Source organism: Agromyces aerolatus (assembly GCF_031432255.1).
GTDB lineage: Bacteria > Actinomycetota > Actinomycetes > Actinomycetales > Microbacteriaceae > Agromyces.
In genome coordinates this window covers 133,366-150,546 of record NZ_JAVKGQ010000006.1, presented here as the reverse complement: position 1 = coordinate 150,546, position 17,181 = coordinate 133,366, and the positions used below count along the sequence as shown (strand labels likewise).

General features: G+C 68.6%; 14 protein-coding genes and 1 other RNA gene. 9 read left to right on the top strand and 6 right to left on the bottom strand.

All coding sequences use genetic code 11. The annotated features are described in order from the left end of the window. The first annotated feature begins 293 nt into the window (after positions 1–293). Positions 294–1,523: an aminotransferase class I/II-fold pyridoxal phosphate-dependent enzyme gene (locus RH864_RS10010; RefSeq protein ID WP_310517401.1), complete on the top strand. Its 1,230-nt coding sequence runs from the start codon at positions 294–296 to the stop codon at positions 1,521–1,523. 59 nt (positions 1,524–1,582) lie between these two features. Here RH864_RS10010 and RH864_RS10005 read toward each other — a convergent pair whose 3' ends face one another. Next, the gene (locus RH864_RS10005) at positions 1,583–2,287 is read right to left on the bottom strand and encodes a TetR/AcrR family transcriptional regulator (protein ID WP_310517400.1); all 705 of its coding nucleotides are present in this window, start codon (positions 2,285–2,287) and stop codon (positions 1,583–1,585) included. 640 nt (positions 2,288–2,927) lie between these two features. Here RH864_RS10005 and RH864_RS10000 point away from each other — a divergent pair. Beyond that, positions 2,928–3,404 carry a hypothetical protein gene (locus RH864_RS10000; RefSeq protein ID WP_310517399.1) on the top strand — a complete coding sequence of 159 codons (477 nt, stop codon included), beginning with the start codon at positions 2,928–2,930 and terminating at the stop codon, positions 3,402–3,404. A gap of 1,077 nt (positions 3,405–4,481) precedes the next feature. Then, entirely contained in the window at positions 4,482–7,697 is a 3,216-nt protein-coding gene (locus RH864_RS09995) for an RHS repeat domain-containing protein (protein WP_310517398.1), read from the top strand. A gap of 10 nt (positions 7,698–7,707) precedes the next feature. Here the strand turns inward: RH864_RS09995 and RH864_RS09990 are convergent, their stop codons facing one another. The 3 genes from RH864_RS09990 to RH864_RS09980 all read right to left on the bottom strand — a co-directional run bounded on the left by RH864_RS09990 (position 7,708) and on the right by RH864_RS09980 (position 10,117). Continuing rightward, positions 7,708–8,172, bottom strand: coding sequence for a hypothetical protein (locus tag RH864_RS09990; RefSeq protein WP_310517397.1), 465 nt, complete (start codon positions 8,170–8,172; stop codon positions 7,708–7,710). Positions 8,173–8,276: 104 nt separating this feature from the next. Next, positions 8,277–8,930: a response regulator transcription factor gene (locus tag RH864_RS09985; RefSeq protein ID WP_310517396.1), complete on the bottom strand. Its 654-nt coding sequence runs from the start codon at positions 8,928–8,930 to the stop codon at positions 8,277–8,279. Continuing rightward, positions 8,927–10,117, bottom strand: a complete 1,191-nt coding sequence (locus RH864_RS09980) for a sensor histidine kinase (RefSeq protein ID WP_310517480.1) — start codon at positions 10,115–10,117, stop codon at positions 8,927–8,929. The genes RH864_RS09985 and RH864_RS09980 overlap by 4 nt, the downstream gene beginning before the upstream one ends. Before the next feature lie 321 nt (positions 10,118–10,438). Between RH864_RS09980 and RH864_RS09975 the strand changes: the two genes are divergently transcribed. The 4 genes from RH864_RS09975 to rnpB all read left to right on the top strand — a co-directional run bounded on the left by RH864_RS09975 (position 10,439) and on the right by rnpB (position 13,433). After that, the gene (locus RH864_RS09975) at positions 10,439–11,293 is read left to right on the top strand and encodes a phosphotransferase family protein (protein ID WP_310517395.1); all 855 of its coding nucleotides are present in this window, start codon (positions 10,439–10,441) and stop codon (positions 11,291–11,293) included. Positions 11,294–11,383: 90 nt separating this feature from the next. Beyond that, complete coding sequence (locus RH864_RS09970) at positions 11,384–12,202, top strand: Nif3-like dinuclear metal center hexameric protein (protein WP_310517394.1); 819 nt, start codon at positions 11,384–11,386, stop codon at positions 12,200–12,202. Between the two features lie 58 nt (positions 12,203–12,260). Beyond that, entirely contained in the window at positions 12,261–12,998 is a 738-nt protein-coding gene (locus RH864_RS09965; protein WP_310517393.1) for a zinc ribbon domain-containing protein, read from the top strand. 61 nt (positions 12,999–13,059) lie between these two features. Next, positions 13,060–13,433, top strand: an RNA gene (rnpB, locus tag RH864_RS09960) — RNase P RNA component class A. Positions 13,434–13,759: 326 nt separating this feature from the next. On the opposite strand, the gene ppgK is transcribed toward rnpB, so the two are convergent. Next, on the bottom strand, positions 13,760–14,512 hold the full coding sequence (gene ppgK / locus RH864_RS09955) for a polyphosphate--glucose phosphotransferase (protein ID WP_310517392.1): 753 nt from the start codon (positions 14,510–14,512) through the stop codon (positions 13,760–13,762). Positions 14,513–14,583: 71 nt separating this feature from the next. On the opposite strand from ppgK, the gene RH864_RS09950 reads away from it, so the two are divergent. Next, positions 14,584–14,769 carry an SPOR domain-containing protein gene (locus RH864_RS09950; RefSeq protein ID WP_310517391.1) on the top strand — a complete coding sequence of 62 codons (186 nt, stop codon included), beginning with the start codon at positions 14,584–14,586 and terminating at the stop codon, positions 14,767–14,769. Between the two features lie 46 nt (positions 14,770–14,815). Here the strand turns inward: RH864_RS09950 and panB are convergent, their stop codons facing one another. Further along, positions 14,816–15,706, bottom strand: a complete 891-nt coding sequence (gene panB / locus RH864_RS09945; RefSeq protein WP_310517390.1) for a 3-methyl-2-oxobutanoate hydroxymethyltransferase — start codon at positions 15,704–15,706, stop codon at positions 14,816–14,818. 130 nt (positions 15,707–15,836) lie between these two features. Here panB and RH864_RS09940 point away from each other — a divergent pair, with 130 nt between their 5' ends. Next, positions 15,837–17,174 carry a glutamine synthetase family protein gene (locus tag RH864_RS09940; protein WP_310517389.1) on the top strand — a complete coding sequence of 446 codons (1,338 nt, stop codon included), beginning with the start codon at positions 15,837–15,839 and terminating at the stop codon, positions 17,172–17,174. The last annotated feature ends 7 nt before the right edge of the window (positions 17,175–17,181 follow it).

Below are 17,181 nucleotides of genomic sequence, written 5' to 3'. Positions count from 1 at the left end.
GCGCGAAGGGTATGGGCATGAGTTATGCCTTCTCAGTGGTGTATCGGATTCGTGATTCTTTGAAGGGGTGGCGCTACGTGGCGGGGTCACAGCGATCGCGGAGATTCGCTCTTGGGAGCCTGGTCGCCGCTCGTTTGTGGTGAGGGTGACCCCGAACCTGCCGAAACGCTCGTCCTCCTCGTCTTGCTCAGCCTTCCAGGATGACCATGACCTATCGATCAGAGTCGCAAGGGCCTCATTCATGAACCGCTTTTGTCCTGAATGAATCCACCATCGAAAGCGAGAACTCCAACGTGCATCGTCGGACACCGAAATTCTCCCCATTGGCTCGCGCGGTAGGCGTTTCCAGACCTTCGCTGGACGAGGCGGTCCGTGAAGGCGTACACGGGCTAGTGATCGAAAAAACTGGCCCGTCTGCTTCCATGGTGATCGAGGGCCGGGAACTTACGAACATGTCCTCCTACTCCTACCTTGGTCTGGATGAACACCCCAGAATCATGGAAGCCGCAGCCGAGTGCCTCAACGAATCCCACATACTCAATAGCTCGCTCTCCCGCGTCCGAGTCCGGCTCGGTGTACTCAACGAAGTAGAAGAGCGGCTTTCGAGTTTGTTCGATGCTGATGTCGGTACCGTCACCTCGTGCGCGGCTGGCGTGTGGTCCGTGCTGCCGCTTCTCGCTTCAGGGGTGCTCAGCGACGGCGTGCGTCCCGTAATGGTGTTTGACCGTTACGCACACTTCTGTTTGCAATCCATGCGCCCCCTCTGTGCCGCGGAAACCGAAATACAAACGATCGCTCACAACGACATCGAGAAGCTCGAGCAGATCTGCCGCGAGAATCCATGCGTGGCATACGTCGGCGACGGCATCTACAGCACCGGGGGAACCGTGGCCCCAATGGGCGAGCTCATGCGCTTGCAGGATCGGTACGGGATGTACCTCTTCCTCGACGACGCTCACGGCACATCGATCATCGGGCAAAAAGGCCGAGGGTATGTGCTCGATGCAATGGGCGACATCAACGAACACACCATCCTCGTCACATCTCTGAACAAAGGGTTCGGAGCGACAGGTGGTGCCATCATATTCGGGCCACGCGGGAACCCAACGAGACGCCAACTCGCTCTCGGAAACGGTGGGCCATTCACCTGGTCTCAACGAGTCAACACACCTGGACTAGGTGCGATCATCGGGTCCTGCGACATCCACGAAAGCCCGGAACTCATTCATCTCCAGCGGGAACTCCAAAGAGCCACCCGAACATTCGATGACCATTTTCCCCTCCCACACGCAAACCCCAGAAGCCCAGTCCGATTTGTCCCTATCGGCAACGAAACCGAAACCATTCGCTCGACACGGTTGCTCATGGACTCGGGGTACTACGCAGAACCCGATGGCTTCCCTGCCGTCATGTGGGGTAAAGCCGGGCTACGCATCAGACTCCGAGCCAACATGACCGATTCCGAGATCACACAGTTTTGCGCCGTTCTCTCTCAACACGTCGGGGGTCAACGGGACACATGAAAGTGCGTCTACGAACCAGTGCGAATGTCCCTGAGAACCCTCCAAGGTGATGACGTCGGTTAGTCCGGCGCGGAATAGCTTGTTGAGTGTGTGTGAGGGCTCGGGTTGTCGTATCTGAGAGGCGATTCCGTCACACCGTAGATCGCAAGAGCGCGCTTAGCCCAATATTCCTGTTTCTCCGGGACCACATAGCTTGACAAGAGGATGATTGACAGGTCGCTTGCGCGTTCCGTCAGATCGGCCAAGCCATTCGACAATCCGGAAAGGAGGAATGTGCCTGCGGATGCTCCGTTGAAATGAGCCGCGTATCGGTGGACATCGATCTCTGGTTTGACATCGCCCTCTTGAATTCCGCGGGACAGGTTTTGGGCGTGGACTGCCGCCCAACTCGCCCACGGCAACAGTGGGGGGTTTGTGAACATTTGTGGTTGTGAGGTTAACCTGGCCCCCGCCTGGACAAGTGGGTCTGCGAGAATGTCTCGCGTAAATCCTGCGCTTATCTGCAGAATTGTCTCGACCGCCGGCAGGTTCCGGTTCAAGGTTTCTGCGGCCGCGCTTGATGATCTCTTGTTTTGCTCCTCGATGATGGCGAGAGCGATGTCTTCCTTCACCGCGAAGTGAAAGTACATAGCGCCTGTGGTGTAGCCCGCCTCCTGGGCGATTCTCGTGATGGAAGAGTGGTCCCAGGTGCGTTCATTGATGAGACGTGAGGCAGCCAGGAGGATGTCCTCGCGGGTCTTCTTGGAACGTTCTTGCTGCGCCACAAGTCCCCCTCGACGATGGGCCTCAAAAGTCAGGATCCGGTTTCCTCGGTTTCACCAAGCTACGTGATTTTCGCATCCCCCAGCCAATGAGCCGCTCTTTCGTTAGGTTCGCGTCTTCTGAGGCGTCGGGACCTGCATTTGTGGGCATACCGTTCGGGATCTCTCAAGGGCACGTGGCGCGAGCCCATTCGTCAGTCGTCAGCTGCGGGGTCGATAGGGTCCTTTGCCAGCCCTCACGCATACGGGGTACGCCATCGTCCTTCAGGCATATCGGTACTCCGCTTCGAACGCTTGTGCGCGGCTCGTGTGGTGTATTACAACATCACACGTGGGGTTCGGTGGGCGTGCGGGATGAGGGTGTTGTGGTGACTGGGTTTGGTGGTGTCCGGTTCGGGGCGGTGCTGGGTGGGGTGGTGTGCGCCGGCTTGGTGGCGGGCATGGTGTCGCCGGTGTGGTCGGCTGAGGGGCGTGGTGGCGGTTCGTCGGCGCCGGTGGTGGGTGAGTTCGCCCTTCGTGATGGGGTGTCGGGGCGGTTGGGTGAGCGGGATGGGTCGTTCTCGTTCAGCGTGCCCGTAGCTGGTCTGAGTCTGGTGTGGGATTCGCGTGGGCTCGGGGTGGATCGGTACGGGTTCGGTGCCGGGTGCGGTTCGATCTGCCGTCGGTCGACGCGGTCGGCGGCGTGCGGGTGGCGGCGGCGGCGTCGGGTGAGGTGTTCGAGGCGGATGTAACGCACCCGACTGGGCTTGCCGGGTACGGGGTCCTCGATGTCGTGTTCGAGCAGACCCCGGGAGTGCTGCCGGCTCGTGCCGATGGGGTGGTGGGTGAGGTCGGGTATGCGTTCCGGATGAGCCGGCTCGGCGGTGAGGTGACGTACTTCGATGCGGCCGGTGACCCGGTCGCGGCGGTCGCCGCGACGGGGGAGCGTTCGGACTGGGTCTGGGAGCCGGGCACGCCTGGGCGCTTGACTACGGTGGTGTCCCCTGGCGGCGTGGTTACCGAGTTGGATTGGGCGGATCCGGGGTTCGTGCTCGTCCGGCCGGGAGCGGACCTCGGCACGGCCGCAACCCTCCCAGCTCTACGAGGAGGACGCGGCCGAACTCACGGCCGCGGAGGATAACGCCGACGAGGCCTTCGTAATACCCGAAGCGAGCGATCTCCCCAGCGCCGGCGTGGAGCAGTTGTTCGCGAGTAGCCCGGCTCCAACCGCGACCCGGCGGATACGGCCGCTTGGGTCGGCTGAGCAGTTCCGTCGCGCGGTGGTGAAGGGAGTTCGTGAGGAGCGTGAACGTCAAAGGATCCCTGTCGATGAGCTTGTGAGGCGGGGCGCTTTCCAACGGGGGACGCTGCTGCGTTACTTGTTCACCGATAGGGATCTGCCCATAAACGCGCTATATCGCATCGCCGTGGGCCTTGGCATCGAGCCGGCCGGGATTGTCGCTCGGGCGTCTCTGTTGCTCAGCGAAGGCGCGACAGGCCGCGAATGAGGGCGCCAGAAGCTCGTCTGCCGCGTCAGGAGAATGCAGCGGCTAGTCGGGCTCAGCAAGCCCAAGAACCCTGATTCCGCAAGTGCGACAGACCCATGCCGATCCTGCTGGATAGCACCGGGTCTCGCACGTCGGGCAGGAGGGGTCCGTCGCTTCGATCTCGATCATGCGCCCTCCGCCGGTCGGACTTCCGTCAACCGTAATGCACATGTCAGGCAGCCGGGTCTACCCCGGGCCGGCGCCGATGTCGATTTCGACTCAACCGAATGGAGCGAATTCACGTACCTGGATGGCGTCGCGCTCGACGCCGCGACGACCGCGCCGGGAGATAGCGACGTGATCGAGCTTCCCAGCGGCACCTGGGCGTGCCAGCGGACCCTACCTTGCTGCGTTACACGACACCTACGCGGCCGTAGCGTCCGAGTGCGACAAAGATTCGGAAACGGGGATAGCGTGCGCCGACTGCGGAAGCGGGTAGGCCGATCCACCTCGCGTCATATCGGAGGTCGGCCAGGAATTCCAGCAGCACCTCCGGTGCCTCGATGCACTCTGACTCCTTGACGGCGCATCAGCATTGACAATAGTAATATGCCGTGCGGACTTCGATGCCTGGCGGTGCTTCACTCGGCGGACTGGTGTGCGCGGTCCTCATGCTGGCCGGAGTCACGCCCGCTTTGGCGGCGGCTCCCGGGGAGACGCCGGACCGACCGATGGTGGGGGATTTCGCGCTCGGCGACGGCCTCGAGGGCCTCCTCGACCCGCGCGACGGATCGTTCGGCTTCACCGTGGTCGTCGACGGGCTGACGGCACGGTGGGATTCCCGGGCGGCCGGCTCCGACCCCCACGGTCTCGGTCCCGGATGGGCGTGGGACATGGGGCGCATCGATGTCCCGGGCGGGATTCAGGTGCGCCCCGCGTCCGGCCGCGGGGTGTTCCAGCCGGATCCGGCGCATCCTTCGGGCCTCGCCGGGTACGGGCTGACCGACGTCGTGTTCGAGCAGGTCGAGGGCTCACTCCAGCCCAGGGCGACCGGCGTCCCGGGTGATCGGGCGCCGCGCGGGCCGGTCGGCTATCGCTTCCTGCTTCACGAGCTCGGTGGCGTCACTACGTACTTCGATGCCGACGGCGATCCGGTGGCGCGCATCGGTGCGCACGGGGCGCGACAGGACTGGCTCTGGCACGCGCATGTCCCGCGCCGGCTCATCGGGGTGATCGACGCCGACGGGATCGCGACGACGCTGGACTGGGACACCGACCCGCGGGCGGTCTTCATCGAGCGGGCCGCCGGCTTGGCTGCCACGCCGAAGGGCGAGGGCGTATCCGACGCCGGGGCACGAGGCGCGGCATGGCGTGTCGAGTTGGACACCGGCCACGTCGCCGCCATTGTCGACCCATCGGCGGGCAGGACGTCGATCGGCACGGATGAGCGCACCGGCCTGGTCGCCGCGATCGCCGGACCATCTGGTGGCACGACGCGGGTGTCATGGAGCACTGGCCGCGATGGCGTGCCACGCGCCGGGCGGGTGAGCGTGACGGACGCGTCGGGCGCGGTGATGACCGCCCGGGAATGGGCACCTGTGGGGGAGAAGCTCTCGTCTGGCTGGCCCGTCCATGCGGGAGAGGACGCCCTCCTCAGGTCTAGCGATTCCGCGTTCCGCTTTCGCACCACGATTTCCGACGGCGCGACCGACGTGATCTCCGAGTTCAACAGCCTGCATCTGCTGGTCGGCCGGCGCATGATCGCCGCCTCGGCGTCGGGGCAGCGCGTGCTTCAAGAGCACGCCTTCACCTACCCAGGCACCGAGGGTGGCGGAGTCGCACGCCCGGCGGCGCTTCCGGTCAACTGGTCGCGCCCGACGGCGGTCGAGGTCATCCATCGCGCGCCGGATGGCGGCTCGCGAACGAGCCGCGAGTCGACCGTGTTCGACGAGCTGGGCCGGCTGATCTCACGGACCGCGGCCGACGGCACGCTCACCGAGACCGAGTACGACCGGGTCGTGCCCGAGGGCTCGAAGCTCCCGATCGGCCTGGTCGTCGCCGAGACGGTGCGTGTGCCGGACGGGCAGGTCGGCGTGACCCGGCGCACCCTCGACGACGCGCGCAGGTCCGTGACGGCGACCGATGTGGTGAGCATGCGGCACGACGGGGCGGTTCCGCTCGTGATCGCGCGCGACGAGTTCGAGATCGCGCCGGACGGGCGGGTCACCGAGCAGCGGGCGTTCCCGAGCGGTGACCGCGCCGAGGCGCCGGTGGTGACGAGGTGGCGGTACGAGGTCGATCCCGTGGCAGGCACGGAGACGGGCACCGAGACCGCCGCCGTGGGCACGCCGGCGGAGTCGTCGTCGCGCAGGCAAGTCTCGCTCGTCAGCGGCGGTCTGCTCGCCGCGACCGATCCGCTCGGGAACGTGAGCCGAAGCCGGTACGACCGCCTCGGCCGGGTCACGCGTGACGCCGACGGCACGAGCTACGACTACGACGCCCTCAACCGGCCGATCGCCGAGACACGCGCCGACGGCACCGCGGTCACGGTCGAGTACTGGGTCGACGGCACGCGCCGCCGTCTCACCCGAACCGACGACCCCGCAGGCTCGCGCAGCGAGACGACGTTCTACTGGGACGGGGGCGCGCTCGCAAACGAGGTCCATCGCGGCGACGCGGCCGGCGAGGTGAGCTATCTCTTCGGGAATGCCAGGCACGCTCGCACGGTCGTCGACGCCGACGGCACCACGTCGACGGCGTTCCTCGTCACCGACCGGCACGGCAGCGTCACCGAGCTGACCGACGCCGACGGCGGCGTCACGGAGCGCTATCGATACTCCGACTACGGCGTTCCACTCACCGAGCACGCCTGGGCCGGTCTGCGTGGGAATCCGTTCGGGTATGCGGGCGAGTACACCCACCCGTCCGGGTCGCAGCACCTCAGCTCGCGGTCGTACGACCCGGCCACGGGCCGCTTCACGACGCTCGACACCGCCGAGCTGCACAACCGGTACGCCTATGCCGACGCGAACCCCATCACCCGCGTCGACCCGACCGGGCGAGCCGGCCTCGACGATTTCGGGCACTGGGCTCTGGCCGCGTTCGGCATCGCCGTCGGCGTCGGCACCGCGATCGCCTCAGCGGTCACGGCCGGAGCCACGGTCCCGGTGCTCGGCATGTTCGCCGCCACGATCTTCGACGCGTTCGTCACCGTCGCAACCACCGTGAACGACCAGCACGTCGAGTTCATGCAGGCCTCCGTGGGCGCCGTAGTCGGGTTCGCCGCGACCGCAGCCTCGCTCGTCACCGCCAAGTGGGTGGGTGGCCTCATCGGCCGGAAGCGCCCGGCGCCAGCCGCGATCGAGCTCGAGCATCTCGGCAACCTGGAACGGCGAGCACACGCTGAGCAGCGGGCTGCGAGCTACGAGCAGATGCTCGCCGAGCTCGAGCGCGAGCGTGCGAGGCTCGTCCAAGCTGCGGAGTATCAAACCAGCGCACTCACGCTCATGCCGCTCACCGCCTACCACATACGGGCCTACATCGGCTTCTGGAGCGCGATCGGAACTGACGCGAGGCTCCTCGCCAAACGCACCCACCGGCTTGAACGGCGCATGAGCGCCACCTCGAGCGGCGGTCTGTGGCGCGAGCTGACAGCCACGGCGCGCGGGATACCGATCCCGGACGACGTGGTGTGGCAGATTCGGCGGCACGTCCTGACGTCGAACTCCGGCGTCGAGCTGGAGCTGGATCACATGTCCGTCCAGGGGGTCCTGGACGACGGGCGTGAGATCCTGGCTCGTATGGTGCCGGTGCTCTCGCAGGCCGAGGACGCGCATATCCGGAGCCTGTCCACCTTCGCGTCGAACGTCGAAGCCGCTCTGAGTGAGCACGCCGCCGAGGTGAGCCAGCTGGATCCCCTGATCCGGTTCGCGCTTCGGTTCGGCTGACGACCCGGCGTCAGCGCCCGCGGGCGCGCTTCGCGATGGCCTGGATGCCCCAGGCGATCAGGCCGCCGATGGCGCCGATGATCGCGCCGGTGAACAGGCCGCTCGGAATCGCGGCGATCCGGGGGAGCAGGCTCGCGGCCGGGCCGTCACCGAGTGCCGGCGGGTTGCCCTGGAACGCCACGTCCCAGAGCAGCTGATGCGTGATGACCAGCATGAGCCCGAAGATCGCGCCGATCACGAGCACGGTCAGGAAGGGGTTCGGCACTCGCCTGACGACCGCGAGGATGATCCAGAGCACGACCGGTCCGAGCGCGAGGACCCAGGTCAGGCCGCTGGCTTCCCCGAGGAGATGCAGGTCGTGCAGGATGACGCGCGGCACCCCGATGGCGGCGAGGCCGACGAGCGCGAGGATCGAGAAGCCGAGCGGTCTCCGGCGGGCGGTGGCGACGGTCTGCGAGGTCTGGTCAGGAAGCATGCGGCCAAAGTAGGCCGCGTGACGCGGGATGGGCATCCGCTTCGGGGCGACAACGGCGTCGAGATCTGACGACATCGCGAGGCGAGGCGAGGCGAAGCTGGCACTCACGGAGCGACGAGTCCTGAGCGGTGCGCCACGACCACCAGCTCAGGGCGGTCGCGTGCGCCGAGTTTGGCCAGGATGCGACTGACATAGGTCCGCGCGGTCGCGGGGCTCAAATGCAACGCGGCCGCGATCTCGTCGTTGCTGTCGCCGTGCCCGATCCTGGCGAGCACCTCCAGTTCGCGTTCGCTCAGCCGCCGGAGGCGAGGATCGGGCTCGGCCACGCGCTGGCCCTCGGCCACGAGCTGCATGAGCCGTCCGGTGATCGCCGGCGAGAGCAGCCGCTCACCTCGGCCCGCGCGAGCGACGGCGTCGCGAAGGTCGTCGCGAGGCGTGTTCTTGAGCAGGTAGCCGATCGCGCCCGCCCGGATCGCCTCGACGATGTCGGTGTCATCGTCGAAGGTCGTGAGGACCACGACGTTCGTCCCGCCGAGTCGCACGTCGTCGCGGATGAGGCGCGTCGCCTCGATGCCGTCCAGCACCGGCATCCGAAGGTCCATGAGCACGACGTCCGGCCGGTGCCGGCGGACGACCTCGACTCCGCGGCGGCCATCGGTGGCCTCGGCGACGACCTCGATCGAGCCGTCGTGGGTGAGGAGCGTGCGCAGTCCCGCGCGGACGAGGTCCTGGTCGTCGACCAGCACGACCGTGGTCATGCGGGCACGTCCAGCGGGATCGACGCTCGGACGACGAACCCGCGCCCGACGCGCTCGGCCGAGAAGGTGCCTCCCAGCAGGGTCGTTCGCTCACGCATGCCGGCGAGCCCGCTGCCGGCGGGCGTAGCGCGGCCCGGGGCGGACGGCTCGGACGTGCCGTCGTTCACGATGCGCACGTCGATGGCTCCCTCCCGCTCGGTGACGTCGACCGTCACGCGCGACGCGTCGGCATGCCGGATCACGTTCGTGACGGACTCCTGGACGATGCGGTAGATCGTCGCTTCCACCGTGGCGGGAATCGGCGAGGTGATCTCGACGTTCGACCGGACCTCGAGGCCCGCCTGTTCAGCCGGCCGGAGCGCGGCATCGAGGTCGGTGACCCGCAGCGGGGGACGGGCTCCGCCCTGCTCTCTGCGCAGACGTGCGACCGTCCGACGCACGTCCTCGAAGGTCGAGGAGGTCGTGTCCCCGATGATCCGGATCGCGGCGAGAGCCGCTGCCACGTCGCCCTGACCGGACTCGTCGTCATCGAGGGCCTCCTCGGCGATCTGCGCGTGCAGGGTCACGACCGTGAGTGCGTGGCCGACCGAATCATGGAGCTCCCGCGCGATGGCGAGACGTTCCGCGATGGCCCGCTGCTCGGCCTCGCGCACCGAACGCTCCGCCGTGAGCGCGGCGATCTCGGACGCCTGCCGCCGCAACGCCCTCCGTGATCGCACGCTGTCGCCGAGCGCGATGGCGGCGGCGAGGAGCAGCACGTGACCGGGCCCGTCGAACCAGAGCACGACTGCGGGATCCTGTCCGGCGGCGATGCGGTAGACGACGGAGATCACCAGGACGGTGCCGCACGTGATGACCGCCGCGCCCATCCGGCCGAACTCGGCCGCGGAGAAGGCGGCGGCGGCGAGCGGCACCGCGACGCCGATCGCAGGGTAGCCGGCGACGTAGTACGAGATGACGGCACCGGCTGACAGCACGACGACGATGACCGGATACCGCCGCCGGACGAGCATCAGCCCGCCGAGCCCCACCGCCCACAGGTACGCCCACCCATCGGGCTCGCTGTCCTGGATGTCCGCGGCGATGAACATCGACACGGTCAGGGTGACGCCGATCCCGAGCAGGAGGTCGATCACCCAGGGGGCCGGCCGGGCGTCACTCCGGCCGGGCGCGGCGATCTGCTCCATCACAGTGCGATCGTAGGGCCGACCACGCCGATCCGTCAGTCGTCCTGGAGCGACAACGTCGCCGCTCGACCGGGTCGCGATCGAGCTCGTTCGCGTCGACGAGGAGGGGGCCGGGGAGGCGACCGGCCGATGTCGCTCCCGGACGACGTGAGTGTCGACCGCGAGCGGTGACGCTCGGGCGGCGCCGACCGGTACCGTGCTCAGCATGACCTTCCGCCCCACCGACGTCGCCTCCCACGCCGGCGTCGACCGCGGGATCGGCTCTCGATCCGGGCGACCCGGACGGAGGACACGGCCATTGAATGACCGAGGGATCGGAACGTGGTGCTGCAGGACGACGAGCGTTCGATGTTGCTCGAGCTCGGACGTCGCCACCGGCTGTGGGACGCCGGAAGCGAGCCCGAGCTGCTCGCGCGAGGAACCGAGAACACGACGTTCGCGGTGGCCGAGTGCGTCGTGCGGCGGAGTGCCGATTCGCAGGCGCTCGCACGCGAGGTCGCGCTCCTGAGCGCCCTCGCCGATGCCACGAGCGTTCCGGTGCCGGTCCCGCTCATGTACGACCCCGAGCTCGGGCTGTTCGCGTACCGACGGCTCCCGGGCACGCCGCTCATCGTGCGCCCCTCCGCCGATCCCTGCGGCGTGGAGCGCGCGTTGATCGACGTGCTGGGTGCGCTCCGGTCGCTGGACCCGGAGCTCCTGCCGACCGACGCCTACTCCAACGACGCCTGGCACCGCGACGCGACGCGCGCGTTCGCGCTCGTCGCCCCGCACCTCGCGGGCCGCCGGGCACGCCGCGTGCGCGAGTTCCTCGACGAACGCCCACCGTCGGACCGGCCCGAGGCGATCGCCCAGCACAACGACCTCGGCGCCGAGCACATCCTCGTCGACGACGTCGGCCGGGTCACGGGCGTCATCGACTGGACCGACGCCGCTCGGGCGGATCCGGCCCGCGACCTCGGCTCGATCCACAGGGACCTCGGGCCGGCGTCGGCGTTCCGGGTCGCCGAGTCGCTGGGGCATCCGCTCACTGACGACGAGGTGCGCCGGATCCGATTCCACGCGAGGTGCCGATGGATCGAGGACGCGGCGTTCGCGCTGGAGGCGCCCGCGCCGCGCCACCGCTATCTCGCGAATGTGCGGCGCACCTTCGACCACACGTTCGGACACTCGCGATGAGCGGTCGGCAGCGCCGCGCTCCGGCTCCTCGGCATCCGCCTTCGGCAGCGCAGCAGTCGCGCACCTCGACCTGACGGCTAGGCTGGGCGGGTGCCTGTGCCGCTCCGCGAACTCCTCGAGACGGTCGAACGACTGTGGCCGCTGTCGGGCGCGGAAGGGTGGGATGCGCCCGGCCTCGTCACCGGCGACCCGCACGGCTCCGTCTCGCGTGTGGTGCTCGCTGTCGACGCTGTCGCGGCGACCGTCGACGAGGCCGTCGAATCCGGTGCCGACCTGCTGCTCACGCACCACCCGTTGCTGCTGCGCGGCGTGACGAGCGTCGCGGAAGACCGGTACAAGGGCGCGCTCCTCGCGCGCCTGATCCGTGCGGACTGCGCGCTGATCGCGGCGCACACCAACGCCGACGTCGTCGAGGACGGCACGTCGGCGATCCTCGCCGAGCGCCTCGGTGTGACGGATGCCACGCCCATCGTGCCGGGCGTCGATCCCGCTCGCGGGCTCGGCCGGGTCGGCCGGCTCGCGGAGCCGACCACGCTCGGCCGGTTCGCGCGCGGGCTCGCCGAGGTGCTGCCGGCCACCGCGACCGGCGTGCGCGTCTCGGGCGGCTACGAGGACGTCATCGAGACGGTCGCCGTGTGCGGGGGAGCGGGCGACTCGTTGCTCGCACACCCCGCGGTGCTCGACGCCGACGTGTACGTCACCGCCGACCTGCGTCATCATCCCGCCTCCGAGGCCCGCGAGCAGGCGCTGCTCGGCCGCGGGCCGGCGCTCGTCGACGTGTCGCACTGGGCCAGCGAGTGGCTCTGGCTCGACCGCGCCGCCGCACAGCTCCGCGCGGAGCATCCCGACCTCGAGCTCGCCGTGAGCGAACTGCGCACCGACCCCTGGGACTTCCAGGTGGTGCAGTGACGGGGCTCATCCGGACCCCGACCGACCCGACTCCCGTCCCGATCCTCTGGAGGACCACGTGAAGGCCACTCCCGCCGAACAGCAGGAGCTGCTCAGGCTCCAGGCCGTCGACACCCGGCTCGCGCAGCTCGCGCACAAGCTGGGCGCGCTGCCGCAGTCCGCTCCGCTCGCCGAGCTGGCCGCGCAGGACGACGCCGTCCGGCGCTCGCGCGCCGAGGCCTTCGGCACGCTCGAAGACACCAAAGCCGAGCTGGCGCGGCTCGAATCGGACGTCTCGCTCGTCGAGGCACGCATCGCACGCGACAGCGAACGGCTCACGCACACTTCGTCGTTGAAGGACGTGAGCGCGCTCGAGGCCGAGCTCGCCTCGTTGCGCAAGCGACTCTCCGACCTCGAGGACGCCGAGCTCGTGGTCATGGAACGGGTCGAGCAGGCGACGTCCGCGGTCGCGGCGATCGACGACGAGCGCGCGGCCATCGCCGTGGCGCAGTCCAAGCTCGAGGGTGAGCGCGACGAGGCCGCGGCCGGACTCGCGACCGACCGCGAGCACGCCGAACGCGACCGCGACGTGATCGCCGAGGGCATCCCCGCCGCGCTGCTCACGTTCTACGAGCAGCGGCGCACGCGCGGCGGCGGCGTCGGCGCCGCGTTGCTGCGGCAGCGCACGTGCGGCGGCTGCACGATCACGCTCACCGGATCCGACCTCGAGGCGGTGCGCCGCGCCGCCGACGACGAGGTGCTGCAGTGCCCCGAGTGCGACCGCATCCTCGTGCGCACCGACGAGTCGGGCCTCTGACGAGTCGGGCCTCTGACGAGTCGGGCCTCTGACGAGACATCCGATAGCCTGGCAGGGCGAGTGGGTCGGCAAGACGGCCGCGTCGCCCGAGCGATCGGGCGCCGAGGAACGTCCGGGCTCCGCAGGGCAGGACGGTGGGTAACACCCACCCGGGGCAACCCGCGAGACAGTGCCACAGAGAACAGACCGCCGCAGGCTCGCCTGCGGTAAGGGTGAAACGGTGGGGTAAGAGCCCACCAGCGGCCGCGGTGACGCGGTCGGCTCGGTAAACCTCGTCCGGAGCAAGGTCAGACAGGGAACCATGAGGCGGCCCGCCTCGTTCCCGGGTAGACCGCTAGAGGGTCACGGCAACGTGCCCCCGAGAGAGATGGCCGTCCAGCCGGTGTCGCGCAAGCGCCCGGTGAACAGAACCCGGCGTATCAGCCGGCCCGCTCGCACGCACCCCACGTCGCCCGCCCCGCCCGTTGATCGTGGCGACGCCGCCCGCCGATCGCGGGCGCCGCCCCGCTGATCGAGGAGCGACGAAGGAGCGCATCGAGATCCACCGCGACCCCTCGCCCCTCCTCGACCACCGGGCGTACGCTCAGCGGTCCTGGTCGTCCAGGCGGGCCTCTTCCTGACGCTCCTCGCGCTCGCGCTCCGCCTCACGGTGCTCGCGCTCCTCGCGGATCTTCTCCTCGGCCGGGGTCTTGTTGCTCATCTCGTCTCCTCAGCGCTCAGCACGACCGATGTCGGCCGTGCATACCACCGTATCGCGCGGTTCAGTCGGAGGCGAGCGACGCGGCCCCGAGCAGGCCCGCGTTGTTGCGGTGCACGGCCGGGACGATGGGGGTCTTGAGGTCGAGCAGCGGCAGGAAATGCTCCTGATGCTTCGAGACGCCGCCGCCCACGATGAACAGGTCCGGCGAGAAGAGGAACTCGACGACCGAGTAGTAGCGCTGCAGGCGCTCGGCCCAGGCCTCCCACGACAGCGACTCCCGCTCCATGGCCGAGTAGGCCGCGCGGTCCTCGGCATCGTGCCCGTCGATCTCGAGATGCCCGAGCTCGGTGTTCGGGACGAGCACCCCGTCGTACAGGAACGCGCTGCCGATGCCCGTGCCGAGGGTCGTGAGGATGACGAGGCCGTCGGCGCCCTTCGCCGCGCCGAAGCGGACCTCGGCGATGCCCGCGGCATCCGCGTCGTTGATGAAATGGATGTCCCGCCCGAGCTCGTCCTCGAACATCTGCTCGGCCGGCAGGCCGATCCACTCGTCGGAGATGTTCGCGGCCGAGAGCGTGCGGCCGCGCTTGACGATGGCCGGGAAGCAGACGCCGATCGGGAGCGGGGCGCCGGCCGGGTCGTCGAGTTCGCCGAGCAGTTCGCGCGTGGCCTTGAGGATGTCCGCGGGCTTGCCGCCCGCCGGCGTCGCGAGCTTCCGCCGGTCGGACACGAGCTCACCGGTGGCCAGGTCGACGACCGCCCCCTTGATGCCCGTGCCTCCGATGTCGATGCCGATCGCGTGGGATGTCGCCATGGCGTCACCCTATCGCGCCACACGCCCGCACCCGCGGGCGTCAGGTGCCGTCGCGGGCATAGGATCGGCGTATGGCCGAGGATATCGAGCACCAGTACTGGTACAACATGCACACCGGCGAGGTGGAGCAGGGCTTCCAGTCACCGTCCGTCGACCGTGTCGGGCCGTTCAAGACCCGCGAAGAGGCCGAGCACGCGCTCGAGATCCTCAGGGCGAACAGCGCGAAGTGGGCCGAAGAGGAACGCGCCGAGGACTAGACACGGTTCCAGGCGGGCAGTCCGAGGCAGGCCCCGGCTGCGCGGATCACTCGTACGAGTGCTCGGCGTCGGGGTAGGTTCCGCTTGCGACGTCGGCGACCCACGTCCTCGCGGCCTCGCCCAGGATGCCGGCGAGGTTCGCGTACTGCTTGACGAACTTCGGGATCCGGCCCGTCGTGAGCCCGGCCCAGTCGGTCCAGACGAGCAGCTGCCCGTCGCAGTGCGGCCCGCCGCCGACGCTGATCGTCGGAATGCTGAGCCGCTCGGTGACCTGCTTGGCGGCCTCGGCGGGCACCATCTCGAGCACGACGGCGAATGCGCCGGCCTCCTGGACGGCGACGGCGTCGGCCAGCAGCTGTTCGAGGCCCTCGCCGCGGCCCTGGATCAGATGGCCGCCCAGCCCGTGCTCGCTCTGCGGGGTGAACCCGACGTGGCCCATGACCGGGATGCCGGCCTGCACGATGCGGCGGATCTGCTTCTGGCTGCGTTCGCCGCCCTCGAGCTTGACGGCGTGCGCGCCGGTCTCCTTCATGAACCGGATCGCGGTGTGCAGCGCGTCCTCCGGCCCGTTCTCATATGACCCGAACGGCATATCGGCGACGACGAACGCCCGGCTCACCGCGCCGGCCACGGCGCGCGTGAGCGGGATGAGCTCGTCGACCGTCACGGGCAGCGTGGTGTCGTAGCCGAGCACGGTGTTGCCCGCGGAATCGCCGACGAGCAGGAAGTCGATGCCCGCCTCGTCGAAGATGCGGGCGGTCAGCTGGTCGTAGCTCGTGAGCCCGGTGATCTTGATGCCGTCGCGCTTGGCGTTCTGGAAGTGCCGAGTGCGCACCCGTTTCGGCCCGGCCGGGGCCGCCGCGCCCCCGTATGGGGTCTGTTCGCCGCCCTGCTGGGCGGTGGCGTCGGCGTTGACGGGATTCGACTCAGGAGGCATTTCCACAGTCTCGCATACGGGCGGATGCCTCCGGCGTGGGCCGGAGGGGCCCGGCGACCGCCTCGGCCCGGGCCGGTGCGTCCCGTGCGTCCGCGAGCCAGTACGCTGAAACGAGCGAGGAAGGGTGTGCATGGACAAGCAGCGGGACTTCGTGCTCCGGACCATCGAGGAGCGAGGCGTCAAGTTCGTCCGACTCTGGTTCACGGACGTCGTCGGCACCCTGAAATCGGTCGCGATCGCACCCGCAGAGGTCGAGGGCGCGTTCGGGGAGGGCATCGGCTTCGACGGGTCCGCGATCGAGGGACTCAGCCGGACCTACGAGTCCGACCTGCTCGCGTACCCGGACCCGACGACGTTCCAGACCCTGCCCTGGCGCGGCGAGATCGACCCGACCGGGCGCATGTTCTGCGACATCACCACACCCGACGGTGAACCGGCCGTGGCCGACCCTCGGAACGTGCTGAAGCGCACCCTCGCGCGCGCGGCCGATCGCGGCTTCACGTTCTACACCCACCCCGAGATCGAGTTCTACCTGCTGAAGTCGTCGAAATACGGGCCAGAAGGGCCGAAGCCGGTCGACTCCGCGGGGTACTTCGACAACGTGCCGGGCGGCACCGCGCACGACTTCCGGCGCCGATCGGTGCGCATGCTCGAAGACCTCGGCATCTCGGTCGAGTTCAGCCACCACGAGGCAGGCCCCGGTCAGAACGAGATCGACCTGCGCTATGCCGACGCGCTGACCACGGCCGACAACATCATGACGTTCCGCACCGTCGTGAAAGAGGTGGCCATCGAGCAGGGCGTGTACGCGACGTTCATGCCCAAGCCGTTCTCCGACTATCCCGGCAGCGGCATGCACACCCACCTGTCGCTGTTCGAGGGGGACGCCAACGCCTTCTACGAGGCCGGGGCGCAGTATCAGCTGTCGAAGATCGGTCGCCAGTTCATCGCGGGGCTCCTGCGGCACTCGCGCGAGATCTCGGCCGTCACGAACCAGTTCGTGAACTCGTACAAGCGCATCTGGGGCGGCGACGAGGCGCCGAGCTTCGTGTGCTGGGGGCACAACAACCGGTCGGCACTCGTCCGCGTGCCGCTGTACAAGCCCAACAAGGGGCAGAGCGCGCGCGTCGAGTACCGGGCGATCGACTCGGCGGCGAACCCGTATCTCGCGTTCTCGCTGCTGCTCGCCGCGGGGCTCAAGGGCATCGAAGAGGGCTACGAGCTCCCGCCCGAGGCCGAAGACAACGTCTGGACGTTGAGCGACAGCGAGCGCCGTGCGCTCGGGTACGACCCGCTGCCCGCGAGCCTCGACCACGCGATCGAGTTCATGGAGGAGTCGGAGCTCGTCGCCGAGACGCTCGGTGAAGAGGTCTTCAGCTTCGTCCTCGCGAACAAGCGCGCCGAGTGGCGCGACTACCGCGCGCAGGTCACCCCCTTCGAGCTGCAGCGGAACCTCGAGATCCTATAGATCGAAG